Source organism: Chryseomicrobium palamuruense (assembly GCF_042649045.1).
Classification (GTDB): domain Bacteria; phylum Bacillota; class Bacilli; order Bacillales_A; family Planococcaceae; genus Chryseomicrobium; species Chryseomicrobium palamuruense.
The window spans coordinates 320,158-345,665 of sequence record NZ_JBHSEF010000023.1 but is presented as its reverse complement, the minus strand read 5'-3'; the positions used below and the strand labels follow the sequence as shown (position 1 = coordinate 345,665).

General features: G+C 39.5%; 29 protein-coding genes, 2 pseudogenes and 2 riboswitches. Of the genes and pseudogenes, 22 read left to right on the top strand and 9 right to left on the bottom strand.

Features of this window, described 5'->3' with window-relative positions; translation table 11 throughout:
* A partial coding sequence (locus tag ACFO0S_RS11465; RefSeq protein WP_378142209.1) for an IS66 family transposase occupies window positions 1-475 on the top strand: 475 nt, incomplete at its 5' end.
* Between the two features lie 623 nt (window positions 476-1,098).
* On the opposite strand, the gene ACFO0S_RS11460 is transcribed toward ACFO0S_RS11465, so the two are convergent.
* From ACFO0S_RS11460 to ACFO0S_RS11450, 3 genes are all read right to left on the bottom strand, one after another.
* The gene (locus ACFO0S_RS11460) at window positions 1,099-1,800 is read right to left on the bottom strand and encodes a hypothetical protein (RefSeq protein WP_378142208.1); all 702 of its coding nucleotides are present in this window, start codon (window positions 1,798-1,800) and stop codon (window positions 1,099-1,101) included.
* Between the two features lie 711 nt (window positions 1,801-2,511).
* Window positions 2,512-3,015, bottom strand: coding sequence for a metal-dependent hydrolase (locus ACFO0S_RS11455; RefSeq protein WP_378142207.1), 504 nt, complete (start codon window positions 3,013-3,015; stop codon window positions 2,512-2,514).
* 166 nt (window positions 3,016-3,181) lie between these two features.
* Window positions 3,182-3,385 carry a hypothetical protein gene (locus ACFO0S_RS11450; protein WP_378142206.1) on the bottom strand — a complete coding sequence of 68 codons (204 nt, stop codon included), beginning with the start codon at window positions 3,383-3,385 and terminating at the stop codon, window positions 3,182-3,184.
* Window positions 3,386-3,513: 128 nt separating this feature from the next.
* Here ACFO0S_RS11450 and ACFO0S_RS11445 point away from each other — a divergent pair, with 128 nt between their 5' ends.
* The gene (locus ACFO0S_RS11445; protein ID WP_378142205.1) at window positions 3,514-3,870 is read left to right on the top strand and encodes a hypothetical protein; all 357 of its coding nucleotides are present in this window, start codon (window positions 3,514-3,516) and stop codon (window positions 3,868-3,870) included.
* 58 nt (window positions 3,871-3,928) lie between these two features.
* Here the strand turns inward: ACFO0S_RS11445 and ACFO0S_RS11440 are convergent, their stop codons facing one another.
* On the bottom strand, window positions 3,929-4,273 hold the full coding sequence (locus ACFO0S_RS11440) for a hypothetical protein (protein ID WP_378142204.1): 345 nt from the start codon (window positions 4,271-4,273) through the stop codon (window positions 3,929-3,931).
* A gap of 203 nt (window positions 4,274-4,476) precedes the next feature.
* On the opposite strand from ACFO0S_RS11440, the gene ACFO0S_RS11435 reads away from it, so the two are divergent.
* From ACFO0S_RS11435 to queC, 5 genes are all read left to right on the top strand, one after another.
* Window positions 4,477-5,574 carry an L-dopachrome tautomerase-related protein gene (locus ACFO0S_RS11435; RefSeq protein ID WP_378142203.1) on the top strand — a complete coding sequence of 366 codons (1,098 nt, stop codon included), beginning with the start codon at window positions 4,477-4,479 and terminating at the stop codon, window positions 5,572-5,574.
* A 277-nt stretch (window positions 5,575-5,851) separates the two neighbouring features.
* A riboswitch (PreQ1 riboswitch) is annotated at window positions 5,852-5,898 on the top strand.
* Between the two features lie 151 nt (window positions 5,899-6,049).
* Complete coding sequence (gene queD / locus ACFO0S_RS11430) at window positions 6,050-6,520, top strand: 6-carboxytetrahydropterin synthase QueD (protein WP_378142202.1); 471 nt, start codon at window positions 6,050-6,052, stop codon at window positions 6,518-6,520.
* Complete coding sequence (gene queE / locus ACFO0S_RS11425; protein WP_378142223.1) at window positions 6,513-7,241, top strand: 7-carboxy-7-deazaguanine synthase QueE; 729 nt, start codon at window positions 6,513-6,515, stop codon at window positions 7,239-7,241. Before queD ends, queE begins: the two co-directional genes overlap by 8 nt.
* A gap of 151 nt (window positions 7,242-7,392) precedes the next feature.
* A riboswitch (PreQ1 riboswitch) is annotated at window positions 7,393-7,439 on the top strand.
* A 120-nt stretch (window positions 7,440-7,559) separates the two neighbouring features.
* Window positions 7,560-8,060 carry a preQ(1) synthase gene (gene queF / locus ACFO0S_RS11420; protein WP_378142201.1) on the top strand — a complete coding sequence of 167 codons (501 nt, stop codon included), beginning with the start codon at window positions 7,560-7,562 and terminating at the stop codon, window positions 8,058-8,060.
* Window positions 8,061-8,182: 122 nt separating this feature from the next.
* A complete protein-coding gene (gene queC, locus ACFO0S_RS11415; RefSeq protein ID WP_378142200.1) occupies window positions 8,183-8,836 on the top strand; it encodes a 7-cyano-7-deazaguanine synthase QueC in 654 nt (217 codons plus the stop codon).
* Between the two features lie 122 nt (window positions 8,837-8,958).
* Here the strand turns inward: queC and ACFO0S_RS11410 are convergent, their stop codons facing one another.
* Entirely contained in the window at window positions 8,959-10,023 is a 1,065-nt protein-coding gene (locus tag ACFO0S_RS11410) for a DmpA family aminopeptidase (protein ID WP_378142199.1), read from the bottom strand.
* 160 nt (window positions 10,024-10,183) lie between these two features.
* Between ACFO0S_RS11410 and ACFO0S_RS11405 the strand changes: the two genes are divergently transcribed.
* The 12 genes from ACFO0S_RS11405 to ACFO0S_RS11350 all read left to right on the top strand — a co-directional run bounded on the left by ACFO0S_RS11405 (window position 10,184) and on the right by ACFO0S_RS11350 (window position 18,805).
* Window positions 10,184-10,903 carry a VCBS repeat-containing protein gene (locus tag ACFO0S_RS11405; protein WP_378142198.1) on the top strand — a complete coding sequence of 240 codons (720 nt, stop codon included), beginning with the start codon at window positions 10,184-10,186 and terminating at the stop codon, window positions 10,901-10,903.
* A 359-nt stretch (window positions 10,904-11,262) separates the two neighbouring features.
* The gene (locus ACFO0S_RS11400) at window positions 11,263-11,832 is read left to right on the top strand and encodes a VanZ family protein (protein ID WP_378142197.1); all 570 of its coding nucleotides are present in this window, start codon (window positions 11,263-11,265) and stop codon (window positions 11,830-11,832) included.
* Between the two features lie 106 nt (window positions 11,833-11,938).
* Window positions 11,939-12,421 (top strand): GNAT family N-acetyltransferase, encoded by a 483-nt coding sequence (locus ACFO0S_RS11395; RefSeq protein ID WP_378142196.1) that lies wholly within the window; start codon window positions 11,939-11,941, stop codon window positions 12,419-12,421.
* Between the two features lie 35 nt (window positions 12,422-12,456).
* Window positions 12,457-13,164 carry a hypothetical protein gene (locus tag ACFO0S_RS11390; protein WP_378142194.1) on the top strand — a complete coding sequence of 236 codons (708 nt, stop codon included), beginning with the start codon at window positions 12,457-12,459 and terminating at the stop codon, window positions 13,162-13,164.
* Window positions 13,165-13,202: 38 nt separating this feature from the next.
* Window positions 13,203-13,592, top strand: a complete 390-nt coding sequence (locus ACFO0S_RS11385) for a hypothetical protein (protein ID WP_378142193.1) — start codon at window positions 13,203-13,205, stop codon at window positions 13,590-13,592.
* Between the two features lie 9 nt (window positions 13,593-13,601).
* Complete coding sequence (locus ACFO0S_RS11380) at window positions 13,602-14,069, top strand: RNase adapter RapZ (RefSeq protein WP_378142191.1); 468 nt, start codon at window positions 13,602-13,604, stop codon at window positions 14,067-14,069.
* A gap of 168 nt (window positions 14,070-14,237) precedes the next feature.
* Window positions 14,238-14,933 carry a Crp/Fnr family transcriptional regulator gene (locus ACFO0S_RS11375; protein WP_378142190.1) on the top strand — a complete coding sequence of 232 codons (696 nt, stop codon included), beginning with the start codon at window positions 14,238-14,240 and terminating at the stop codon, window positions 14,931-14,933.
* 413 nt (window positions 14,934-15,346) lie between these two features.
* Window positions 15,347-15,469 (top strand): cytochrome C oxidase subunit II, encoded by a 123-nt coding sequence (locus tag ACFO0S_RS11370; RefSeq protein WP_378142189.1) that lies wholly within the window; start codon window positions 15,347-15,349, stop codon window positions 15,467-15,469.
* A gap of 18 nt (window positions 15,470-15,487) precedes the next feature.
* Window positions 15,488-15,964 carry a cytochrome c oxidase subunit II gene (locus tag ACFO0S_RS11365; protein WP_378142187.1) on the top strand — a complete coding sequence of 159 codons (477 nt, stop codon included), beginning with the start codon at window positions 15,488-15,490 and terminating at the stop codon, window positions 15,962-15,964.
* The gene (locus ACFO0S_RS11360; protein WP_378142186.1) at window positions 15,961-17,613 is read left to right on the top strand and encodes a b(o/a)3-type cytochrome-c oxidase subunit 1; all 1,653 of its coding nucleotides are present in this window, start codon (window positions 15,961-15,963) and stop codon (window positions 17,611-17,613) included. Before ACFO0S_RS11365 ends, ACFO0S_RS11360 begins: the two co-directional genes overlap by 4 nt.
* A gap of 170 nt (window positions 17,614-17,783) precedes the next feature.
* A complete protein-coding gene (locus tag ACFO0S_RS11355) occupies window positions 17,784-17,948 on the top strand; it encodes a hypothetical protein (protein ID WP_378142184.1) in 165 nt (54 codons plus the stop codon).
* Window positions 17,949-18,070: 122 nt separating this feature from the next.
* Window positions 18,071-18,805: a Fic family protein gene (locus ACFO0S_RS11350; protein ID WP_378142182.1), complete on the top strand. Its 735-nt coding sequence runs from the start codon at window positions 18,071-18,073 to the stop codon at window positions 18,803-18,805.
* Window positions 18,806-19,276: 471 nt separating this feature from the next.
* On the opposite strand, the gene ACFO0S_RS11345 is transcribed toward ACFO0S_RS11350, so the two are convergent.
* From ACFO0S_RS11345 to ACFO0S_RS11330, 4 genes and pseudogenes are all read right to left on the bottom strand, one after another.
* Window positions 19,277-20,365 carry a Ger(x)C family spore germination protein gene (locus ACFO0S_RS11345; protein ID WP_378142181.1) on the bottom strand — a complete coding sequence of 363 codons (1,089 nt, stop codon included), beginning with the start codon at window positions 20,363-20,365 and terminating at the stop codon, window positions 19,277-19,279.
* Window positions 20,352-21,482: a GerAB/ArcD/ProY family transporter gene (locus ACFO0S_RS11340; RefSeq protein WP_378142179.1), complete on the bottom strand. Its 1,131-nt coding sequence runs from the start codon at window positions 21,480-21,482 to the stop codon at window positions 20,352-20,354. The genes ACFO0S_RS11345 and ACFO0S_RS11340 overlap by 14 nt, the downstream gene beginning before the upstream one ends.
* A 4-nt stretch (window positions 21,483-21,486) precedes the next feature.
* Window positions 21,487-22,962: a spore germination protein gene (locus ACFO0S_RS11335; RefSeq protein ID WP_378142177.1), complete on the bottom strand. Its 1,476-nt coding sequence runs from the start codon at window positions 22,960-22,962 to the stop codon at window positions 21,487-21,489.
* Window positions 22,963-23,174: 212 nt separating this feature from the next.
* Window positions 23,175-23,399: pseudogene (locus ACFO0S_RS11330) on the bottom strand (winged helix-turn-helix transcriptional regulator); the annotation flags it as partial.
* Between the two features lie 57 nt (window positions 23,400-23,456).
* Here ACFO0S_RS11330 and ACFO0S_RS11325 point away from each other — a divergent pair.
* From ACFO0S_RS11325 to ACFO0S_RS11315, 3 genes and pseudogenes are all read left to right on the top strand, one after another.
* Window positions 23,457-23,738, top strand: a pseudogene (locus ACFO0S_RS11325) (DJ-1/PfpI family protein); the annotation flags it as partial.
* An 84-nt stretch (window positions 23,739-23,822) separates the two neighbouring features.
* Window positions 23,823-24,539 (top strand): SDR family oxidoreductase, encoded by a 717-nt coding sequence (locus ACFO0S_RS11320; RefSeq protein WP_378142176.1) that lies wholly within the window; start codon window positions 23,823-23,825, stop codon window positions 24,537-24,539.
* Between the two features lie 7 nt (window positions 24,540-24,546).
* Window positions 24,547-25,479, top strand: coding sequence for an aldo/keto reductase (locus ACFO0S_RS11315; RefSeq protein WP_378142174.1), 933 nt, complete (start codon window positions 24,547-24,549; stop codon window positions 25,477-25,479).
* The last annotated feature ends 29 nt before the right edge of the window (window positions 25,480-25,508 follow it).

Sequence of the window (25,508 nt, the reverse complement as noted above, 5' to 3'; positions counted from 1 at the left end):
AAAAATCAAAGACAAGCCTCCTGAAGAACGACTAAAGATCAGGAAAAATGACAGTCAGCCCGTGCTGGATGCTTTTTTGGCATGGCTTGAAGACCAACAGGATATTGTCGCTCCAAAGACAGCGACGGGAATTGCAATCTCATACACATTGAAACAATGGCCAAAACTTACGACATTTATGAAAGATGGTCGAATCGAAATAGATAACAATCGTGCAGAACGTTCCATCAAACCATTTGTGATTGGAAGGAAGAACTGGCTGTTCGCAGCCTCGACAAGAGGCGCTACCTCGAGTGCCATCGCTTACAGTCTCATCGAGACTGCCAAGGAAAATGGGCTCAACCCTTTCTTCTACCTGCAACTTCTTTTTGAAGAACTTCCACAACGCGATCTAGAGAAACTCGGATCCTTCGAAGATCTGATGCCGTGGTCAAAAAACTTACCAATGAATTGTTACATCCAATCAAAGAAATAGAAAAATGCCATGCAAAATCAACTGATTTTTCATGGCATTTTCTTTTATAAGAATCAACGTGTTCACTATTTGACGCTTACTGTGTTTCCGACTCGTTCGTCCATGAAGAAAAAGACAGGAGTCAACAGGCAGTCTGTTAGGATACAGCCTGTGATTATCGGCTTTCTTAGGACGAAGCGAGACGTAGAGCGACTCCCTGGATTTATAGTCGCACTAGTGGAGTCACATAACGTGAATATTTGACAATACTTCTTAACTTCCGTTTTTTAATTAAATCTTAGGAAAGATATTTACCAAAAACAATAACCAATAAAATATTTGTAGAATGTGGATGGGACCTAGAAGCCATATTTAGGTCCCTTTTTATAGACCTAGAAATCAATTTAAAATAGGGGGATTTAATTTTTCAGCTAACCTTGCGAACTGCCATGTTAACGTGAAAATAATATAAACAAATGTAATACAAAGGAAGATGATGTTTTTTCGTAATAATTCATACTCTTTTTTGCTCACTTTTATTATAAAAGAACATAGGTTTAAAATAAAAAATAGAGCAAATATTGGATTTAATACAAAAGATAAAACTAATAATGTTTCTATCATTTTTTCACTAACTTTCTTTTTTAATAAGTTACCACTAATGCCGTACTTGGCATCTTAGTTTCTTTAGTAAGGAAGCCTAAGCTAATATCCCCCGATCGAATTGACAAACTAATGTTAAATGTGGCTGTAGTGTGCGTATACTGGCCAAACACATTAGCACGTATATCTGCAGCGTTCCCTTTTTGTATTTGCACGGAAAGATAACCGTGATGATTTGCAGGAGGAGAATCTGCACCAAATGATTTTAAATTGAATGTAGCTGCGATACCATGTGCATTATTAGCAATTTGTCTATATGGTACTGAATGTGTACCAAGAGTATCTTTATATTTATATGAAAATTTCGTAGTGCTCGGAACAATCACTGCACTGTCATTATAATTCATTCCAACCATATCTGTCATAGTGAAATTCGGATTTTTTAACCATGTAAAACTATTGTTTAATAAGATATTACCTGTAGTTAATTTAGTGGCGCTAGTTGTCATTGAAAGCCATGAGGTAGAGCTATTACAGAATGTAGGACTACTACAGCTTTGCATAGAATTTATAGAGTATCGATTTTCAACCTTCATCTGAAATTCAGCTTGTTCTTCGTTAAATCCTTCAATTTTCATCACCTGACCTTCGGAATTAGAGGTGATTTTATATACATTTGTACTAGAATCAGTTTCATCTTCTGGAATAATTTCCTCGTAATAATTAAATTCATCAAGCGTCATTGATTCAATAACTTCATTTGAAAAACCTAACTCCCTTAAATGATTCTTTTGAGTTACGTCTAAAATCTCAGCTGCGGAAGCAAAATTATTGAAACCAAAAAAGATATTGAAATTAAAAAGGTAATAAAAAACAACTTTAAATTCTTCACATTAAATTTCTCCTGTCATTTTTATAATTTTTTTAACCTTAAATTAAAATTTAGTAGGATTTCATATTAAACACCTCATTTTACAATTTATGTTTGTTACATATATAAATTATCACACATTAAATTTTCCTTGTATTGGGAAATATTTAAATGCAAAAATGTATTTTCATGTAACAACAGGGTTACCTTCGGGATACAGGCTTTAATTATCGACTTTCTAGGGTAAGAGACACCTAGAGCGAATTTATGGACTCTTAGTCGCTCTGCTGAAGTTGCCCAAAGGAAAGTTGATAGTTTGAACGAACAGAATTTTTAGAAACACATCTATAAATATCAATTTATGGTATATAATGGACGTAAAGATGAAAATATTGTATAGGTTCCTGTCACCCAAAACATATTAAATAATCTGATTTGTGCTGGTGACACCAAATGGGAAAGCCATCCAATTGCCTTTGATTACTGTAAAGTGGTAAAAAAAAGAATGAAAATAAAAGGAAATGCTTTGGAAGAAGTGAATATAAAAAAGAACACCCTCAAACAAGATCTGAGGATGTCCGCGTTAAATCATGTTCAGTAAGAATTGGAACGCGAAAAGGGTAAGAACAATGAAGATTACCTTCTCAATCAGGCCACCTGTCCGGATACGGGCGAGGCGGAAACGCTTCGCCTTTGGAACCGGAAACAGGAGTGGCACACCCTGTGTGTTCAGCATATCGAGTAGAACATGACTGATCGCACCTATGAAGAATCCAGAAGCAATTGCGTAGGCACTGGAACTGAATCCGGCCAGTTCTAACCCATAATACATAAGCAAGCTGAACAGGAAAATGATTAGTGGAGAGTGGGTCGCCCCGCGATGGGTCGTCGTGCGTCTCACTAAGAAGCCAAAAGGTTTCAAGCGGTTGCTGATGAAGCTGTTCTTGTGGTCGATGTCTGGAGCAACCGAGCCAATCATGGCAGCGACGGCGAATGGCACGATCTGATCAGGCGCCGCGATGTCAGTGTGTTGAATGACCGCGAGCGTGAGCAGTGCACCTCCAGCGAAATGCGTCTTGTACTGCATGAGGGAAACCTCCTTTATTATGGTGCTTGTCTATAATAAGAGGTATCCATGCATTACACAATCCGCCATAACTCACATCAATGGATGGGCCGCATTCATTTGTTAGGTTTTTGGAGTAGATAAAAGGAAAACCATCCAACTAGAAACTCTAGTCAGATGGTTATCCTTACAAATCGATATTCATAGATTTTAATAAGTTATCGACGATTTCGGCGCTACCATCTTGGAACATGAATAAAGAAAGTGCGACCATCCCAACTCCTGCTACTAGCATCGCCCATTTCCTTGAAGTATGCATGGAACGTTTGATGAGTGCTAGAGCCACTAAAGAAATACCTATAAATAAAATCAAGAAATACCAGAATCCCATATATTCTCCCCATTTCCAAATATAATGAAGTTCATTATTATTAACGAAAGATCTTTCTTTAAAGTTTCCAGATTAAAGAAATGATATGGAGTGATTGAGAAGAAATCATTTAGGGATGAGGGGTCTTCATGAATGAAAAAATGAAACTAACCTTTGGAACCAAATTGGCTATAGGAATATTTGTATTTTTAAGTTTAGGGCTCATTGCTCTATTCGGAATATATGGAGTCTACAAATATCAGGCCTATCAAGATGCGGAAAGGTTAGAAAAACTGACTGAAGCGCATATTCAGGTGACATTCCCTGAAGCGAAAATTCTACATCTTAAAGCAGAAACTGAAATCTTTGGTGAAAGACTGGCGCATGTGATTTTTGAGGGCGAACCTCAAACGACCTACTCCTATTTGGAAGGCGCCGTTACTGTGCGTCAAATTCATCCAAATCCTCCGGAAGACGAAAAGTTTAAGTATAAATACTTAGAATGAAAGTATAAAACTATTTCTATCAAAACGGGTGCCTCAGAAGCTAACTAAATTTCAACCATTATTCGTAAAGCGAGCTGATCCATAATTCATCTAAATAGTGGCGATTGAAATAATAGATAGTAATCAGAACTGAACATATTAGGAATTGTGCTCCCAGTACATAACCAGGTTTTGTTTTCATTCCTATCAAATTGCTCAATACATACCACGCAGGAAGAGCACATAACAGGCTTAGCAGAACCCAATAAAATATTGTCATATCGACATATAGAAAAAGGTAAGCCTCTGCAGAAATAGTTTGAATAGCTTCACCTAAAAAAGGGAAGATGAGCGGAACGAGGGAGAATAAGGTAAGTGCGGTGAGTAGGTAACCTAACATCTGAAAAACGTATGATTTTTGCATATGTAATCCTCCTTTCTCCTTTACTCTCATTTAGACACCTATTGGTTAGTAAATGTTACAAAAGGTATCTGTCACCCAAAAAATGCAGACTCAATTTATTTCTATCCATCACGATAAAAGAAAATTTTTTCAAGAACCAGGCACTATAAATAATTTCAATCATATATAGGTGATATCCGTTCGTATTTGATAAGGAGGATAACATGCAACCTATGTTACCTAGGGAAAAATATTTTGGGAAGATTGAACTGGTGCATGCTTTTTATGGGGCTATGCCTACAGGTGTCAGCGTTTCCGAAACCGGTCGTATTTTTGTGTGCTTTCCGAAATGGGGAGACGACGTTCCATTTACTGTGGCGGAAATTGTAGAGGGTGAATTGCAGCCTTATCCTAATTTAGAAACCAATTTAGTTAATGCTGAGAATATTACGATGTCTTTCGTCAGTGTCCAAAGTATCGTTGCTGATGGAAGAGGAACACTTTGGGTACTAGATACAGGGGCACCAAATTTTTCTGTACCTATTCAAGGGGGAGCAAAATTAGTTGCTGTAGATTTAAGCACGAATACCATAAAGAGAGTATATACCTTTACAAAAGATGTTGTCTTGCCAACAACTTATCTGAATGATGTCCGTTTGGATTTTCGGGTTGGAAGAACGGGCTATGCCTATATAACAGATTCTTCTTCCAGGGGGCCAGGGGCTATTATCGTCGTAGATTTAGAAAATGGGAACGCGTTTAGACGGTTAAATGGGGCACTATCAACTTCACCTGATCCCTGCTTTATTCCGAAAGTAGAAGGTGAAATTTTGATGAATCGAAACCCGGACGGCTTGACTTCCCCCTTTAGATTGGCTTCCGATAGTTTAGCGATTTCTCCTGATGGAAAGGTATTATATTATGCTCCGCTAACCAGCCGGCAGTTGTTCTCGATCTCAACAGAAGCCCTAAGAGACAGAAGGATACAGGACATGAATTTATCCCAATATGTGCAGTATTGGGGGGAAAAAGGTGCGTCTGATGGAATGATCACCGGTGCAAAAGGAACCGTATATGCGGGAGACTATGAAAACAATAGTATCCGGAAGATATTGCCGAATGGCGCAATGGAAACCATCGCACATGACCCGAGAATTTTATGGCCGGATACTTTTTCAATTGGCCCCGATCAATACTTATATGTCATTGTGAATCAATTACATCGGCAGGCGAGATTTCATTATGGAAGAGACCAGCGGGAAAAACCATATAGTTTACTTCGTATGAGAATTGATGAATTCCCTGCTCCTACCTTTTCATAATAATCGTAAACGAAGGTAGCTATCCCCAATCAGAGAGCTGCCTTTTTTTCAGATATTCCTGCAACTGTCCTCTGTTAAAGAGAGAGGGGCCTACCGCCTTCATTGTATTCATAATGAACCACACCCTTTCTTTATTAGTATACCCGTTATTAATATTGGCTAGAAATAATTACTATTAGCCTATAGTTTCTAAGTAAGCACGGTTTTAGTGGAATTACATTTGATATCCTCTTGAAACTACTATATGATAATCTTATACAATTACACCCGAAGTAAGTCGGGAGAGGTTCATAGCTAATACCCTCTATAAAAAACTATGGAAACATGACAATTTGCCATGTCCATATAGGACATGGCTTTTTATGTTGTATTCCTATGTTTTAATAGAACGATTCATAGCGCCTCTCTTGGAAAGTGTCGGAAACATTTTACGAGGGAGTTTTTTATATTTATATGCTGAAGGAGATTTTAACGTATGCCTGAATTTAGAATTGTCGATAAGCTACAAAAAATCGATGTAGATATTAAAAGAAATCAATTAAAGTATCATGCAAAACGTGTGCTTGTGAGTAAAGAGTTTACGTTTGATGCTGCGCATCATTTACATAACTATGAGGGAAAGTGTAAAAATCTACATGGACATACGTATCGTGTGATTTTAGGCGTAAGCGGTTATACGGACGATCGTGGATTGGTGATTGATTTTGGTGATATTAAGGAAATGTGGAAGCAAATCGAAACGTATTTGGACCATCATTATATCAATGAAACGCTCCCACCGATGAATACAACAGCTGAAAATATTGTAGTTTGGATTTATGAGAAGTTACGTGAAGCTTTGCAAAAGGAGCAACAGTATGATGGCGCACGTGTAGAGTTTGTTAGGCTATATGAAACGCCTACGAGCTATGCTGAAGCAAGAAGGGAATGGATGGAAGTTGAGTAAAGTCCCTGTAATTGAGATTTTCGGTCCTACAATGCAAGGCGAGGGCATGGTAATAGGTCAGAAAACGATGTTTGTACGCACAGCGGGATGTGATTATGCCTGTTCTTGGTGTGATTCGTCATTTACATGGGACGGCAGCGGCAAGCATTTAATCGTGCAAATGACGGCGGAGGATATTTGGACTGAGTTGAAACGTGTTGGTGGAAATAGGTTTTCATTTGTCACCATTTCAGGAGGAAACCCAGCGCTTCTTTCCAACTTAGGTGCACTGGTTGCGATTTTGAAAAAAAATAAAATTAAAATTGGGGTAGAGACGCAAGGAAGTAAGTGGCAGGATTGGCTTTACGACATCGATGAATTGACAATTTCGCCAAAGCCACCTAGCTCTGGTATGACCACAGATTTTTCGATGCTGTCTACTATTTTAGAGAAGTTGAAAATACGTAATGGTGATCAGCACATGTCTCTAAAAATCGTTATCTTTAATCAAGAGGATTATGAGTATGCCAAAGATGTACATCAACGATACCCAGACATCCCACTTTATTTACAAGTCGGAAATGATGATATTACCACTTCAGACACTGGACAATTAGCAAATCATCTATTGGCAAAGTATGAAATGCTCATTGATCAAGTGATGATGGATGAACAATTAAACGATGTTAAAGTACTGCCACAGCTGCATACCCTCATCTGGGGAAATAAAAGAGGGGTGTAATTCTGGGCTGTAAAAGGTAAGGTAAATGTTAAGGAAGCTTGAATTAAGTATGAAATGAATTCCAATTATTTTAGGAAAGCATAATGAAATAATTGATTTACAGTCACCAATAGATATAATACAATGAAAAATAATGAAATACCTGAGTTGTTCAGGAGAGGTTCATAGCTGATACCCTCTATAAAAAACTATGGATACATGACAATTCGCCATGTCCATATCGGATGTGGCTTTTTTTATGCCTCTACTAGTTTATTTATAGTCGTTATAGTTAGCCCTCCTTGGAATACTACGGTATTAGCTTAAGGAGGTTTTTTTATGTCTGGTCGTCACCAAACAGAAGGATTAGAGGATTTAACATTATTAGGGAATCAAAATGTGAAGTACACATTTTCCTATGCACCAGAAGTATTAGAGTCTGTTGACAATTTACATGTAGACCGTGATTATTTTGTGAAATTTAATTGCCCAGAGTTTACAAGTCTTTGTCCGATTACGCAGCAACCGGATTTTGCAACGATGTATATTTCCTATATTCCAGATAAAAAAATTGTGGAAAGTAAGTCGTTAAAATTATATTTATTTAGTTTCCGCAACCACGGTGATTTCCACGAAGATTGTGTAAATATTATTATGAATGATTTAATTAAACTTTTAGATCCTCGCTATATTGAAGTATGGGGCAAGTTTACGCCACGTGGAGGTATTTCCATCGATCCATGGTGTAACTACGGTCGTCCAGGTACGAAGTATGAAGAAATAGCAAACTATCGTTTAATGAATCATGATTTATATCCTGAAAAAATTGATAATCGGTAATTTTTTAATTCAATAAACGTTGCTTGCAAAGAGAGGTTATTAGCAACTCTCTATAAAAAATTAAGATCAAACAGTACTGTATCTGAGTACTGTTTTTGTTTTCAAAGAGAGGAGAAAAAATAATGAAACAGGATAAAGCCGTTGTTGTATTTAGTGGCGGGCAAGATAGTACAACGTGTCTGTTTTGGGCTATAAAAAACTTTAAAGAGGTAGAAGTCATAACTTTTGATTATGGACAACGACATGCACTCGAAATTGAGTGTGCGAAACAAATTGCACAGGAGTTGAACGTACGACATCATATTTTAAATATGTCGCTCTTGAATCAGTTAGCACCGAATGCGTTAACGCGTGACGATATCGAAATAAAAGAAGGAGAGGAAGGCGAGCTCCCATCTACGTTTGTGCCAGGTCGTAATTTAGTTTTTTTATCATTCGCAGGGATTTTAGCAAGCCAAATTGGCGCGAAGCATATTGTGACAGGTGTATGTGAAACCGATTTTAGTGGTTATCCAGATTGTCGCGATATCTTTGTAAAATCATTAAATGTCACATTAAATTTATCAATGGATACATCATTTGTTATACATACGCCACTCATGTGGATCAATAAAGAAGAGACATGGGCTTTAGCGGATCAGCTAGGTGCGTTTGACTTTGTACGTCAAAAAACATTGACATGTTATAACGGAATCATTGCGGATGGATGCGGGGAGTGCCCAGCATGTAAACTTCGTCTGCAAGGAATGGAAGCTTATGTACAATCGTTAAAATAGGCGTATTTTAGCAAGCAGGATACCCTCAGTCATTTTAGGTGAGTCTAAATGGAGGTCGATGTCTCTCAATGCCATCGATTATCGACCTCCTTCTTGCTATCAACTTTTGCAATGTGTAACATTCACTTAAGCTGAATACCGAACTTCTGTATTAAATCCTTAAATGCAGGTCTTTCATTCCCATCTCGTCCAATCACGGCTTCTGCTGTTACTAGTGAATTCAAAACGGCTTCTTCCGTCGCTTCTCCCACAGCTCTAAAAGCCATATCCATATCTTCTTCATGAATTTGAGGGACTGTCAAACAATGCTCTGGTTTTTCATGCGGAATCTTGGTGGCCGTTGAGAATCCTATGATGATCTCGCCACTTCCATTTGTAATGATTGAACCCGTTCTAGATAAGCCTGTAACGGACCTTTTTATGATTCGATTCAATTGCCTCTCAGACACTGGAAGATCGGTTGCAACGATAATCATGATGGACCCTTTATCCTCTTCTTTATAAGATGCGAGCATGGCTTCCTTCAATTCTTGACCAACAGCTTTACCCTTCACCAACAAATCGCTTAAGATACCGAAATTAGACAACACCAAAACCCCGACTGTGTATTTTCCAGATTGCATTTCCATTAGTCGAGAAGCAGAACCAATTCCTCCTTTTAGTGAATAACAAAGCATTCCAGTTCCTGCACCAACTGTTCCTTCTTCGAATTCAGACGACGTACTTTCAAGTGCTTGAAGTACATGGTGCGGCTTCACAAACTTTGCCCTTATATCATTTAAAAACATGTCATTGCATTCCCCGACTACGGGATTCACGGTTCCAGTTGTGCGTCCAATTTCAGGATTTTTTTCTAGCATGTAATCAATTAATGTATCTGCAGCTAACCCGACACTTAATGTATTTGTTAATAGAATAGGTGACTCTAAAGTACCTAATTCCATCATTTGAATCGTACCCATCGTTTTTCCGAACCCGTTAATCACATGACTGGAAGCAATTAGTTTTTCTTTAAAGATATTGCCTTGATGCGGCAAAATGGCTGTGACCCCTGTTTGCATATTGTTATCGCTTAGCGTCACATGCCCAACTGTTACTCCTTCTACATCGGTAATTGCGTTAAAAGGACCTGTTTCTAATCGACCAATTTCTACCCCGTAATCTCTTATTCTTTTTTGATTAAACATGTCATCGCCCTTTCGCTTTCTTTTCTATCTCTAACCTTTATTATACAACTTCTGTTAATGGATGAAATTGAATGGTACGAATAGATATAAATTAAGGAACCGGAACATACATTTATAGAACGCAGAGAAATGGTGTAGATAGTATGCAAAGGAGCATGGTATGTATAATTATGACCCTAGGATGGATATAAATCTTCCTAATGTAGTTTCGTTTGCTCGTGGAGATGTAACGGGGGATAGAATACCTGATAATGTCTATCTAACCGGGATAATGACTCCGGGTAGTCCATTTATCCAAAATATCACCTTGCTCGTTCAAGATGGAAGATCTGGCCAGCTAACAAGTGTCTCGCTACGTGAAAATGCAGGTTATAATCCTTCACTATTCCTGGGGGATTTTACTGGCAATGGAGTAGATGATATTCTCATTAGCATTGCTACAGGTGGTAGTGGTGGGATCATGTACCATTACATCTATTCCTTTCTGGAAAATAGAGCACAATTATTATTTGATTTTAATGTATACAATGAACAGTACCAATATGAGGTTACTTATCAGGATTATTACAAAGTGGAAGTTGTTAGCTTAATAAATAATAAAACGTACATTATAGACATCTCAACAAGAGGCAGTGAGTATTTAAATGAAATCTATGATAAAAATGGCAAACTGAAGAGTCCGATTACTGGATTTGTAAATCCTCTTAGTGGTTTGTATCCTGTAGATTTTGACTCAAATAACCGATATGAGCTATTGGCCTATCAGAAAATTGCAGGGAGATATAATGCTGATTCTTTAGGGTATGTTTTGAACACCTTAGCATGGTCGGGTAACAGGTTTGTTTTGCAGGATCAGTATGTGGCTATTTTTGGGAATTAGGATATCAAGTGTATTAAAAACCTCAATTAGTTCCATCACGGAGAGCCCTATCATAAGTAAATGGAATGTGAAGAAAGAGCTATTTGTAATTTATAGAAATTTAAACTCCCTGAAATAATTAGTCGTTTAATTATTTTAGGGAGCTTTTGTTGTTTGAAGAAGAGTTCAGCTCATTTAAAATTGATGAACCTCCAGAATATATGATTCGAACTTAGATATATAGTATCGAAAAAAGTGCTAGATTATGGAATTTCGAGAGCTATGATTATCTGTTTACTTGTTTTAAAATATAATTTAAGACGATTCATTCATATGATGTGCGGCTCAAAAAATTTAAATTCGCAGACTGGAGAAGTAACGTGCAATTGATACAACAAAAAAATAAAAAGAAATATCTATCTATACTCTTAGGCGTTTACCTAGCGATATTAGTATATTTTATGCTGTTCGGATTTGGACGTCCGAATCTAGTAGGATCCCAGGAATATCGATATTCTTTAAAACTTCTTCGAATACCCTTGTGGTTCCCTAACCAATTTTCAATAGATATTATTAAAATTTGGGTCTTTTCTCTTGGTAATCTTCTGGCATTTATTCCGTTTGGTATACTTGTGCCTAAACTATTTGAACATCACTTTAAAACATATATTAAGTTTACTGCCTTGTTTGTCTCTCTTATTCTATGTATGGAAATTGTTCAATTAGTAACTTATTTAGGAAGCTTTGATATAGAGGATATTATTATAAATACAATAGGTGCAACAATTGGCTTTTGTGCATATAAAATCAGTGAACGTATGGATACTTTGAATAAATATTGGATGTCTATGGGATTGACCATTGTGGGGTTAACTTTACTGATGTTCCTCATTGCGTGGGTATTTAACAATACACTCACACCCTATCTTGAAAAGACATTTGGACTGTGATTAGTTTAATAATCCACTTATCATAAGCAGCCCAGTAAACAAGGACTCCCTATGTATGGCGATTGAGAAGTGAGACAAGGATTTATACACAAAGAGGGTGGTGTACATGATGGTTGAATTAAGAGAAATGACTCCAAAAGATTTTGAAAGCTATTTTTGCGATAAATTAGAACGATATACAGAAGTTTTGGCTGAAAACGTGCATGAAGTAGGGGAAGCTCCGTCTGTGCAAGCGGAAAGGCAATTAAACAATCTACTTCCGGAGGGACTGGCAACTCCTCACCATCACTTATATACAGTTCAAGTAGAGGGGCAATTAGCAGGTTACGTGTGGGTGAAGATGGAAGTAGAAAAGAAGAGTGCTTTTCTTTATGAAATCTACTTAGTGGATGCGTACTGTGGGCGAGGGATTGGCACCGAGGTGATGAAGCAGCTTGAAGCGTTCCTTCAAGATAAAGAAATCAGCTATTTCAAACTTCATGTATTTGGTAGCAATACGGGCGCACGCAAGCTTTACGAAGAGCTTGGCTTTCACGTGGCAGGTGTGAATATGTTGAAGACGCTGAATCATGATCCAAACGTGTTATAAAAAGCGGCTTAGACTGTCGAGAAGGAGGAGCCTTGATGGAAGAAATAGAACTAGACATTGAACAAATGAAGCGAGAAATGAAGCAATACCTTCAAGAACAAGGTGAGGGTATGGATGCGCATGAACTAGTGATATTTAAAGAGCGGATAAACCATTTGAAGGAGATGTATGAGGAATATAAAAACAAACGACACCTTCTCAAACAGCAAACGGATAAGCACGTCTCGCGGATTGAACATGCAAAAGGCGGCCAGGTACTTCACCGAGGATATTACTGCCCTAGTCTAGTTAAGGATAAATATTTGGGGAATGCGAAGAGAGGAAAGATTTATAAACGCACCCCTAAATTTAGCCAGTATGACTATGAGTATGGCTTCAATAATGAGAATAAATTGGTTTGTGTTAAAAAAGTTCATGAATTTACTACGGCTACGGATTTCTTTGATGAGGAATATCTTCTCTACCAAGATAATGTTGTCTGGGGTATTGGGTTCAATCACCATAAGGAACTTAACACGATATCTAAATGTACGTTTGATCAAGGACAGCTAATTAGTTACATGTATACCTATGGTTTTGAAGGAGATTTCGATGAAATCTATTACGAAGAATATCACTATGAAGATGACGTTCTTAAAGACGTGTATATAGCAGATGTAAATGTAGAGTATGAACAAGCTACAGAGTGGAACTATCAGATTCGAATGGATGAGAACGGGGAGATTCATTTACTAGAACCATAGGTGGCTTGTAGTAACAACAAAAAAACGGAGGAACCAAGATGAATGAACTAATGGTGTTTACGGATCTATACAAATTTCTCGGCGCGTTAGGTCCTATGAGAATTTCAATGACTGGGAAAACATTTTCTGTAGGATTTACACCCATGCGATTTGTGGGAAAGGTAGCAAAATTCGCTACACTGAATGGGGAAAAGAATCATCAATGCCTGATTCTCCATGTAGATGCTGGTAATCCAACTTCCACAAGGGGAGAAGCAGTTCAGCATGCGATTCAAATGACACTGGGGTTTGATATTCAGCAGATGCGAAAATTTAAGCGAAAAAATCATGAAGCCTACATCCCGCTAGAAGTACTTACGAATACCAAAAGTTTAGAAGCGGCGAAGGAATTAATAGAAAACGAATTTTTTCGGGCGATAAAAAAATAGGAGGTTGTCATGACCATCATATACATCACCGGGTTATCCGGAGTCGGAACGACCAGCGCACTGGATGAATTACATCGTAGAGGGTACCGAACGGTAGATACGGATTATGGCGGGTACGTCAGAGAAGTCGTAACTGATAAAGAGACCGCCCATTTTTTGGTTGAGGAAAAAATATCCCAACTGCTGAGAAGTGTAGGTAGCGATCATCTCTTTATTTCCGGGTGTTGTGACAATCAAGGGATGTTTTATAACGAGTTCGATGTAGTCGTCTTATTAAAAGCAGAACTTCCGACGATGCTCGAGCGAATTCAAACACGAACCACGAATCCATATGGAAAAACGCCGCACCAATGGGAAGAAATTCGAGACAATCATCGAACGGTTTTACCCCTTCTTGAAAGAAGTGCAGACGTCATCATTGATACGACGCATGCGTCCGTTCAAGAAGTATGCAGGCAGCTCGAGGCATTACTTTAATATCTTTACCAATACAACTCCAGCATAATTAATTTTGATTTTTGTAGGATTTATGAAATCTTAGTAAATTCCTCAAAATCATTGAAAAACAGACACAAAAGTGCCTAGCCAATCCTGCATTCATGGTATAAAGTGGTGGTGAGTATACTACTATCGGAGGTGACCACCATGTATGTGGAACGAGAGACCATTTCAGAAGATCTAAAAGAATTGCTTGCCTTGCCACATCATGTGAAGAGTTACGCGAAAGATAGTTATTTGTTTCAAGAAGGCGACACGATTCAATACCTGTACTTCCTAACGAAAGGGAAAGTGCAGTTAAATAAAGTAACGACAGATGGCCGAGAGCTGACTCTTCGAATTTGTGGTCCCGGTCAGCTGCTTGGTGAAGTGTACTTGTACACATCCGGTGCTGCGTATATGTGTGACGCAAAAGTGAAAGAAGAAGCGGAGTGCCACGTGTTTCCTCTTCCAGAACTCGAGGCGGAACTGCAGAAGAATGCGCGACTCGCAGCGGCTTTCATGAAATGGATGTGTTTGAATCAGCAGAAGACCCAGACGCGTTTCCGGGACCTGTTGTTGAACGGCAAGAAGGGGGCGTTGTATTCCACGCTTATCCGGCTGACAAACAGCTACGGAGTTCAAAAAGCAGACGGCATCTTAATTGATGTACAACTGACAAATCAGGACCTTGCGAACTTCTGTGGGATGGCGCGGGAAGTGACCAACCGGATGCTGTCGGACTTGAAGCGGCAAGAAGTCATCTCGACGTGTGACGGGAAAATCCTTGTGCGAAATCTTGCTTTCCTTAAAAATGAAATCCAATGTGAAAACTGCCCGTTGGCACTTTGTCGCATTGACTAAACGAACGACGATTCTCTGAAGAAGAGGATGGTCGTTTTTTTTGTCTTGATTGTTTGGACATCCGTGTCATGCCGGCCTAAGTTGGGGGGTCCAACCGACCCAACCTGGTCCTTTAACCGACCCAACCTGGCCTTATCCTCCCGCCATACTTCTCCTGAGACCCAAGTTACGCCTCCAACCGACCCAAGTTCAACCTGGAACCGACCCAACAGGGCACTCCAACTGACCCCACTTTCACAAAACCTTGGCATTTCTAATCCTGCCCTTTCTAGTTACAGACAAAGTTTGACGAAATCATGAATGAATGTCGACAACCCGCCGATTATTGTCACAGGTGTGATGTTTGTCACAGTGGTCTCGGACCCATTGCTTTACGCTTATTTCAAGACGAAAACTAGGTGAGGTGAAGTGGAATGGCCAAGAAGAAAGATGTGCACGAAGAGAACTTAAAAGGCACATTGATCAGCGTCTTCTTTGTTGGATTTGTCATCGTGGCGATGTGGGTCGCTGTTTACGGAATGTATTTATCTCAGTAGAAGGAAAGGAGTATCCCCATGCATCTTCATAAATACGAAAAAATTTGGTTGATCTTTGGCGTAACGTGCTTAGTCGTCTTCCTAAGCATCGTGGGCGTGAGTGCCTTCACCAATGATCACCACTCGCCAGCAGGCGGCATTCAGCAAATCGATCCGGAAAAGGTACGGGAGACGGCACCGTTTAATGAACCGGGTGTGAAACAACTTGATGAGGACACCTATCAGGCAACCATCATCGCAATGGCCTTTGGTTACGAGCCGCAGGACCTCAAAGTCCCCGCAGGCAAAGAGATTATTTTCAAAGTGGCGAGCACCGACGTGGTGCACAGCTTTACGATTGATAACACGAACGTCAACATGATGGTCGTACCGGGTCAAGTGACGACGAAATCGTACACGTTTGATAAACCCGGGAAGTATTTGATTCTCTGCAATGAATACTGTGGTACCGGGCATCATTACATGTTTACAGAAATTGAGGTGACGGAAGAATGATCGGCGCAGGGGAACGGAAATTAGCTCTTTGGAATATCGGAGTGGCGTATGCGGCCTTCTTGATTGGGACACTCGCAGGATTGCTGCAAGTGTTTATCCGCAATGATGCACTGACACTCCCAGCATGGCTCGACTATTATCAGATCTTAACGGCGCATGGCGTATTACTTGCCCTTATCTTTACGACCTTTTTCATCTTTGCTTTCTTTGTGACCGGTATGAGTAAAAGTGTAGGAGCCTTCGGGCCGAAAGTTCTTCTATGGAACTGGATTGGATTCATCGTCATGCTCGCTGGAACCATCCTTGCGACCGTCATGATCATTAGCGGAAAAGCATCGGTTCTCTATACCTTTTACGCGCCATTAAAAGCGAGCGGCTGGTACTATGTAGGACTTGCGCTGTTTGTGGTCGGAACGTGGATTATGGGCTTTGCGTTAGTCGCCCACTATATGAAATGGCGTAAAGCCAACCGCGGTGAACTGAGTCCGTTATTTGCTTTCATGACCATATCAACGATTGTGCTCTGGATCATTGCGTGTCTTGGGGTGGTTGCGACCGTATTGTTCCAGTACATCCCGTGGGCATTTGGATGGGTCGATACAATCAACGTCGAGCTGAGCCGGACATTGTTCTGGTACTTCGGACATCCACTCGTGTACTTCTGGTTGCTACCAGCCTACATGGCTTGGTACGTTGTGGTACCAAAAATTCTCGGAGTGCCAGTCTTCAGTGACGCCCTTGCCCGATTTGCCTTCGTTCTATTTATTCTGTTCTCGATTCCGGTCGGCTTCCACCATCAGTTGATGGAGCCAGGGATCTCGAACTTCTGGAAGTTCTTCCAGGTTGTCTTGACGTTCATGGTCATCATCCCGTCGCTCATGACGGCGTTCTCGATGTTTGCGAACTTTGAACGCGCCGGCCGCAAGAATGGCGGAAAAGGACTATTCGGGTGGTTCACGAGACTGCCGTGGAAAGACGTCCGCTTCACGTCTCTCTTTATTGCGATGGCATTCTTCATTCCGGGCGGGGCAGGCGGTATAGTCAACGCAAGTTTCCAACTAAACGAAATCGTTCATAACACGCTTTGGGTCGTGGGGCATTTCCACATCACAGTTGGAACACCAGTGGCGATGACGTTTATGGGGCTGACGTTTTGGATGATTCCGTACCTGACCGGGCGAAAGTTCTCGAAAGCCATGCAGAAGCTCGCCTTCATCCAGATCGGAACGTGGACTGTCGGGATGCTATTGATGAGTACCGCGCAACACATCTTAGGGCTTCTCGGTGCGCCTCGTCGGACAGCATACTCTGGCTATAATGATCACCCGTCCGCACTGGAATGGTTTGATGGCATTTTGACGAATCATGTGACGATGGCCGTAGGCGGAAGCATCTTGTTCTTGTCTGCGATGCTGCTTCTCTACATCGTCATCATGAGTGCGTTCCTTTCTCCAAAAGCAGTGGAAGCGCATGAGTTTGTGGAGTTCCCACTCGCAGCAAGTGATACCTCTGCGACACCGAAATTCTTAGAAAACTGGAAACTGTGGATTGGCATTGCCTTCGCGCTCATCCTTATTGCTTACGCTATTCCGATTTTCCAAATGATTCAACATGCACCGCCAGGATCCAAAGGATTTATCACATGGTAGGAGTTGAGTGAAATGGTTTTAGGTTTGATTGCACTGTTTGTCGTGATTGTGTTGTCAACGGGCATTCTCGTCGAAGTCATGACGGAAGAAGAGTAGAAGGGTCCCGCTGCCTCGATGTGAGGTGTCGGGATTTATTGTGGCTTTGAGTGTTAGATGGCACTTAATGTAGGATGAAAAACGAGGATTCGAATGGAACGGACCGGGTGCAAGGCAAAATCGGACCTGTTGAACTCGTTGAACGGACCCCGCTGGACGACCGAACGGACCCTAAGCCGACATTGAACGTGTCATACTCTCCGAATGGACCGGGTAAACGGTTGGAACGGACCGGGTAGGAGACCCAAACGGGCCGCAGAGATTTTTAAAGGCAGGCTAAGAAGTTGCAGGAATAGAATTTTTGAATTGAACTGGAATAGGATATACTGAAATAAATGAGTGAACGGAAGGGATGAGGAACATGTTTGAACAAATCAATGAAAAGAAACAACAGCTTGATAGCAAACGGCCTCTCCCGAAATACACAGTTCAGAGTTTACGTGAGAAGCTATTTCTAGAATGGACCTACAATTCCAATGCGATTGAAGGAAATACACTGACATTACAAGAAACGAAAGTGGTCCTTGAAGGAATTACTGTCGGTGGAAAGACCTTACGAGAACATTTAGAAATTATTAACCATCAAAAAGCCATTCAGTATGTAGAAGAGATTGTGCAAACGCAGGAATCTCTATCCGAATGGCAAATCAAGAATCTGCATCGACTGGTTTTGAAAGGAATCGATGATGCCTACGCTGGAGTATACCGAAATCAACAAGTATTTATTTCGGGAGCTGTTCATACTCCGCCATCGCCTGTCCATATTCCCGAACAGATGGAGAAGCTCATGCAGTGGTACAAAGAAGAAGCACAACAATTGCATCCTGTTGAGAGGGGTGCCATGCTCCACGCTCTATTTGTAGGCATTCATCCGTTTATTGACGGAAACGGGCGTACATCACACCTTCTCCTCAATTTAGAATTGATGAAATCGGGCTATCCACCCGTCATTATTCGTGTAGAGAATCGTCTCGCGTATTACAGTGCCCTTGATCAAGCTCATACGACACACGAGTATCATGCATTTATACAGCTAGTGGTGAAGGAAGTCGAAGCTTCTCTAGGCCTCTATTTATCAGCTGTAACTATGACATAAGAAGAGCCAGATGAGTCGTTGAGAAGCGACTTATCTGGCTACTTTATTCTTCTCTACTTGGAGTAATTCTTTGTAAAGTACTCTTCACCTTCTTCATCCACGACAATTCTTTCTCCAATTTTCTTGAATTCCAAAGATACCCCATTGTCTGCTGTGATGTGATACATATCACCTTCTGTAGAGATTTTAGCATTTTTCTCGCCCCCCTATATTTTGAACAACGACGGCCTGATTCTTTCTTTCTGTCGCTTTGAATTAGTTATAGTATCTATACGTTCCAAAATAAGGAGGGTTTCGAGATTCTTAAGAATTTTAGCATTGGGTTTTCTTTTACTACATCCATTTTGACGTTCATCTGGCTATATATTAGCGGCCAGAATTCAACAGGTCTGTTAACTAATTTAGGTGCCATTTTTACACAACGCCAGAATAGTTGAGTGCGCAGATACCTCAAAAATCAAGATCTTGCAATTATGAATTGGCATCCATTAAAGGTTCAATATTAAGAATATATTTAACTTGAATGTCCATCTTCTCGAAAAGTTCCTCCCATTTTTGTTCTTCCATTGGTTTTGAGAATGGCCTTTTTGTTTCTATGCCAAGTTGTAATGGATCCACTTTCAACTCTTGCATCTTTTTAATGAGTTCATGTGTGTGAGTTTCAAGATGGGTTTCGAGATCTTTTTTCATACTTTCTAATTCCTTTGGGTCAAATAATTGTTTTTCTCCGCGGTACTCTTCAATTCTTGTGTCAACAGTCAGGGTATAAGTCAATGTTGAATAGCTGCTATCGATATCTACAATTGTTTTAGCTCTAACATGCCCCAGTACAATTTCAAATTCTGGAATAGGTAAAACTTCTAAGAAGTGATTGTTGTTTATCAGCTGGAAGATACGATCATCGAAAGATGAAATCGTTTCAACTAGCTTGTCATCTTGAAACAAGGCCGTACCTTCATAGTTGACCCCATCCTCTTGTATGATAAATACGGGCATGAAAGGATCGGAATAAGGAGTATATAGAAAATTTTTAAATTCATGAAGATTAACAATAGTTAATTCTCCTTGGTTTCTATCCTCATAAGGCTTCAACATGCGGTAAAATGAGTAATCAAAGTTTTTGTCAGTGTTCAATTGACTTGCTAAGTACTCATCAAAATTTCCTTTTACGATAATTAAATAGATTCGTAAGGAGACATCCGGATCAGTCAATAATACATTGATAACAGACATAATCCCTTCTCTTGCAAGTTCTTCACTGATGACCACCATTCGCATTTGTCCGGATTTAATTTCCTGGTAAAAGTTTAAGTTGTACTTTTGTACACCCTCTTTTAATAAGCTGATTTCTTGCGACATGACACGTTTATTTTCTTGACTTAGAGGAGGCAAAATTGTACTGACTTTTAATTTCCCTGTCTCCCCCTTACTAACTGACAAAAAGGTAATGGGCGAAATTTCCTCAATGAGGTTATTTTCGGTAAAAGGGGAACAACCGGATAACCATAAAGCCATAAAAAGAAGGATCCATCTTTTCAATTTCTTTTTATGTAGATGCATGTTTAGTCCCTCCCTTTTTTTTCATCACTAAAACAAGAACCAGTGGAACAAGAAAATAACTTATGCTTCCAGCTATAAGTTGAAGGTTAAATAAATAATGCTGTTTATCTCGAGGCTTCCAAAAGAATTCATTCATAAGGATCATTCCAATAAAAATAAGGGCTACACTGAATAAAAAACCTTTTCTACTGGACGGCTTGTTGACTTTAGCAAACGCTATCTTAGATGCTCCATAAAATAATAGTAGAAATAGAGAAACGGCAAAAACGAGGTTAAATAATTCTAAGGAAAGCATGATCATATCAATACGTTCGAATATTGGATTTTGAAAATAACGAGTCATGTTAATAACTGGGAATTGACTTTTACTTACATAAGTGGACCCGAAATAAAATAGAGATGCTAAAAATAAGCCTACATACTCAACAACGGTTATAGCATTTCCATAAGACAAATAACGAAAAGTTTTAGTACTGGTTTTAAACCATGGACCCAAGAATACGAGAAATTCTGGTCCTGAAAAAGAAGATAAAATTAGCAATAGGGGTTTCCAATTTATTTCATCCCAGCCCATTGGAATAACAGGATACAAATCAGTGATATTCGCCATGGGAGGAAGGAAGAAAAGAACAAAGAAGAAGATCATCCAAAATGTACACAAAAATGAAATCACGACAAAACGAATGGTCTTTTCCATGCCTTTCCCTGCGACATAGCAACAAAACAACAGAATAAAGAAAATAAGCCAATTTGAATCTGTAGAAGGAAACAAATATATTTCAACAATTTCACTGTAGCCAATAGTAATCACGGAAATTTTAAGCAGAATAACGAACAATCCGATGATAGAGAGAAAACGTATTAGTTTTTTCCCGAATAAATTTACAAATCCGTTATATCCATTCTGAGAAAAACGGGTAGAAAACCATTTAGAAAGAAGAAAAAGATTTAGTTGGGATAATAATCCGACAGCAAGAAGTACCCAAATCATATAAGGATAGATTAAGATACTTGGCATGATTAAAAAAAAGTAAAGCATTTGGAGGCGATTTACCAATAACATGGCATAGAACGCATTATACGTTTCATTCTTTTTAAATAATTGGAGGGTTTCCATCAAATCATCTCCTAGCTTTATATCTCTTCATTTTCAGAGGTTTAAGATGTTCTGGACGCTCCATCATTTTGACTAATGGCCCTCGAATGAATAAGTCAACCCAATCTCTTCTATAGAAAGGGGTAACGGGTGAAAAATAGGGTTGCTTGAGTGAAGATAAGCTATTGAGATGGGCTAAAATAGCAATGAGTCCAAGTACAATCCCAATTAACCCAAGTAAAGAAGAAAGCACAAGCAGGATCAATTGAATTAAAGAATTTGCTTTTGTCATAAGGTAGTTGGGAACAAGAAAGGAAGCTATCGTCGAGATCCCGACCAGAACAATTAATACCTTGCTAGCGAACCCAGCCTCAACAGCCGCTTGGCCAATTACAATACCCCCAATAACCCCAAGTGTTTGACCGGTTTTTGTAGGCATCCTTAAACTTGCTTCTCTTATGATTTCTATAACAATTAATAAGAGAAATGCTTCCCAAAAAGGAGTGAAAGGCAGCTTGCTCCTTGAGTCGAACAAGACCCAAAGTGTTTGTAAAGGAATCATTTGATAGTGGTGTGATGTTAAAGCCACGTAAAAAGGGATTAATACGATAGACATAAAAAAACTGACATAGCGGATGATGCGCAAAAAACTGGCAACTACCCATCGATTAATATAGTCCTCGGGTGATTGGAACAAATGAAAAAAGGTAACGGGGGCAACGAGAACAAATGGTGTATTGTCTACCAGAATAGTGATTTTTCCTATTCCCAGAGAATACGCAACGACATCAGGCCGGTCAGTTTGCTGAAACTGAGGGAAAATACTGTGTTGATTTTCCTCCAGGAATGTCGCAACTTGAGAGGAGTCAAAGAAGAGATCAAAATTAATTTCTGAAATCTTCTCTTTGACGGTTGAAATATATTCTGGATTCGTCAACCCCTCTATGTACATTAAAACTATAGTTGTTTCACTCAAATGACCGATTGTGAACTTCTCTGTTTTCAACTCATGTTGCGGGAGACGTCTTCGAATAAGCGTAATATTTTGTTCGATTTGTTCACTGAAACTGTCCTTTGCTCCGAAAAGGATGGTTTCTGTATCAGATGTTTCAATAGAACGCCCGATTGGATTTCTTAATGGCACAGCTAACCAAAGGTTTAGAGAAGAATCGAACAACAAGACAGACCCTAAAAGCAGTTGCTTTTTTGCCTCTATAAAATTGGGAATGGGAATAATTTTGGAATTCATAAGGCAATCTTGTATAGAGGGTTTGGAACAATGAGTTAAAGGTTTAATAATGCTTTCATTTAATTTTTCTTGGTCAATGACAGTTCGTATGTAAACAAGGTGAATTTTTCGAAGATAGGAAATGTCAATTTCCACAAATTCGGCATCATCCATTTGAACGAGGATTTTTTTCAGAGCTTCCATCGATAATTCGGATTCAGCTAATGATTGATCATCAAAATTACTGCCATTTTGTTTTTTTTTCCATACCATGGACAGTCCACCCCTTTTATTGAGAAAAAACATGTCTAGTCAAACGTAACAAATCTATATCCATACACATTGTGAGCATTTTAAGATTAAAATATACAAAACATATAGAGAGCCATAAATGACCCAAAAGGGCAAAAAAGATGCACCTTCCAGTTAAGTGAAGGCGCATCTTATCGAAAAGGTTTTGAAAAGCAACACTGAAAAATGTAAGCTTATGCTTTATTGGTCAATTCCGAACTATCCATTTCTTTTATGATTTCTGCTATCCGATGTTTTCCCCATTCATACATCATTTCAACGATAGGGAGCAGAGTCCACCCCAATTCTGTCATGGAATATTCCACTTTCGGTGGAACTTCTGGATACACCTCGCGATGAACGATTCCATCTTCCATCAGTTCTCTTATTTGAATCCATTGTAACCTGTGGGTAACCTCGTTACAAAAAAGTGCACTCTTCACAGTGAAGAAAACAAGCAGTAGAATGAAGAGGTCGTCTTACGGGAAGATGACCGTTTTGGTGAATTCGCAAAAGTATTTATACAAGAAGGGAAACCTGTTTTTGCCATTTGCCATGGCCCACAAGTATTAATTGATACAGATCTATTAAAAGGCGTCGATATAACAGGTTTCAAATCAATAAGGAATGATCTCAAAAATGCAGGTGCTAACTACAAAGATCAAGAAGTAGTGATAAGCAATAATATTGTAACAAGCCGTGTACCGGATGATATTCCTGCCTTTAATCGTGAATCCTTAAAATTATTGGCTAAATAATAACTACTGAATAGTTTCGTTTTCGAATAAATTTCATAATGAATGAGTAATACAAAAAAGGTTTAGAGAAAGAAGGGTTTTGCTATGTCATTAAATGGTAAACGAGTCGTTGTCTTAGGGGGTACTTCTGGTATTGGTTTAGCAACTGCTCAAGCGTTTCTAGATCAATCTGCGCAAGTGATTATTGCCAGCCGTTCTGTTTCCAAATTAAATGAAGCAAAACAAGTTCTTGGTGGCAATGTAGAAGCCATTGAAATCGATTTTCGTAGCGAAGAAAAAGTAGCAGAATTTTTCAGTGAGGTTGGAAAACTTGACCACCTTGTCGTAACAGCAGGTGAAGGTACAATGGGGCACTTTAGTGAACTGCCTGTGGCAAGTGCGAAAGAGGCGTTTGATAGTAAGTTCTGGGGGCAATATATTACTGTCCATTCAGCACTTCCCTATTTAAACAATGAGAGCTCAATCACCCTAACCTCTGGTGTATATGGCGTTCGTCCTCCTCAAGGCGCTACTACGTTAGCGGCAATCAATTCAGCCATTGAAGGATTGGTTCGTGGACTTTCCATAGACCTGGCCCCTATTAGAGTCAACGTGGTTTCACCTGGAATTGTAGACACGCCAATCTATGCCGGAATGTCAGAGGATCAGAGGCAAGCCCTGTTCAATGGGATTGCACAAGAGCTTCCTGTTGGACGGATTGCACAGCCGGAAGACCTAGCTGAAACCTATGTATACCTTGCAAAAAATGGGTTTACTACTGGGACGGCTGTTCTTGTTGCTGGTGGAGCTCACTTAGTATAATGCCTAAATGAATGTTGAACCGAAGGTTACCACCCTACCAAGCAACAGGTCGAACGAAAATCTAGTAACAAACATAAAAAATTCCCTTGAAAGTCGTGTAGTTACATTGCCTGATGGAACTTGTCTGCCAAGAATAGGACAAGGAACTTGGTACATGGGAGAAAATCCTCAAATGAGAGAAAAGGAAATCAAAGCGTTACAACTCGGAATTGAATTAGGAATGAAAGTAATCGATACCGCGGAAATGTATGGGGATGGCGATTCTGAACGCTTAGTAGGTGAAGCGATTAAAGGACGTAGAGATGACGTCTTTTTAGTATCAAAGGTGTATCCTCATCATGCAGGATTAGATAAGATTGCCAAAGCGTGTGAAGACAGTCTTAAAAGGTTGGGAACCGATCATCTTGACTTGTACCTTTTACACTGGCGAGGACGTGTGCCATTAGCAGAAACCATTGAAGGAATGGAAAAGCTTCGCAAGGAAGGAAAAATAGCAAGGTGGGGAGTCTCCAATTTTGATACCGATGATATGAAAGAGTTATGGAACACCACGAACGGAAAAGATTGTATGACGAATCAAGTGTTATATCATCTTGGTTCAAGGGGTATCGATTATGATCTCTTCCCATGGCAGCGAGAACATCACATGCCTATCATGGCTTATAGCCCGCTCGCCCAAGGAGGATCATTAAGACAACAATTGTTAACGGATCCAACCATTAAAGAGATTGCCGAAAAATACGCTGTACAACCCTTACAAATCGTCCTCGCTTGGACAATCCGTTCGAACGATTGTCTAGCTATTCCAAAAGCAGTTCAAGAAGAACATGTACGAGCAAATGCGAAAGCTGCTATGATCGAATTAACAAAAGAGGATTTAAATAGACTTGATGAGGTATTTCCTTACCCGACTCGAAAAATGCCTTTGGATATTATATAGAAATTACAACTTCTCGTATGAAGATTAGC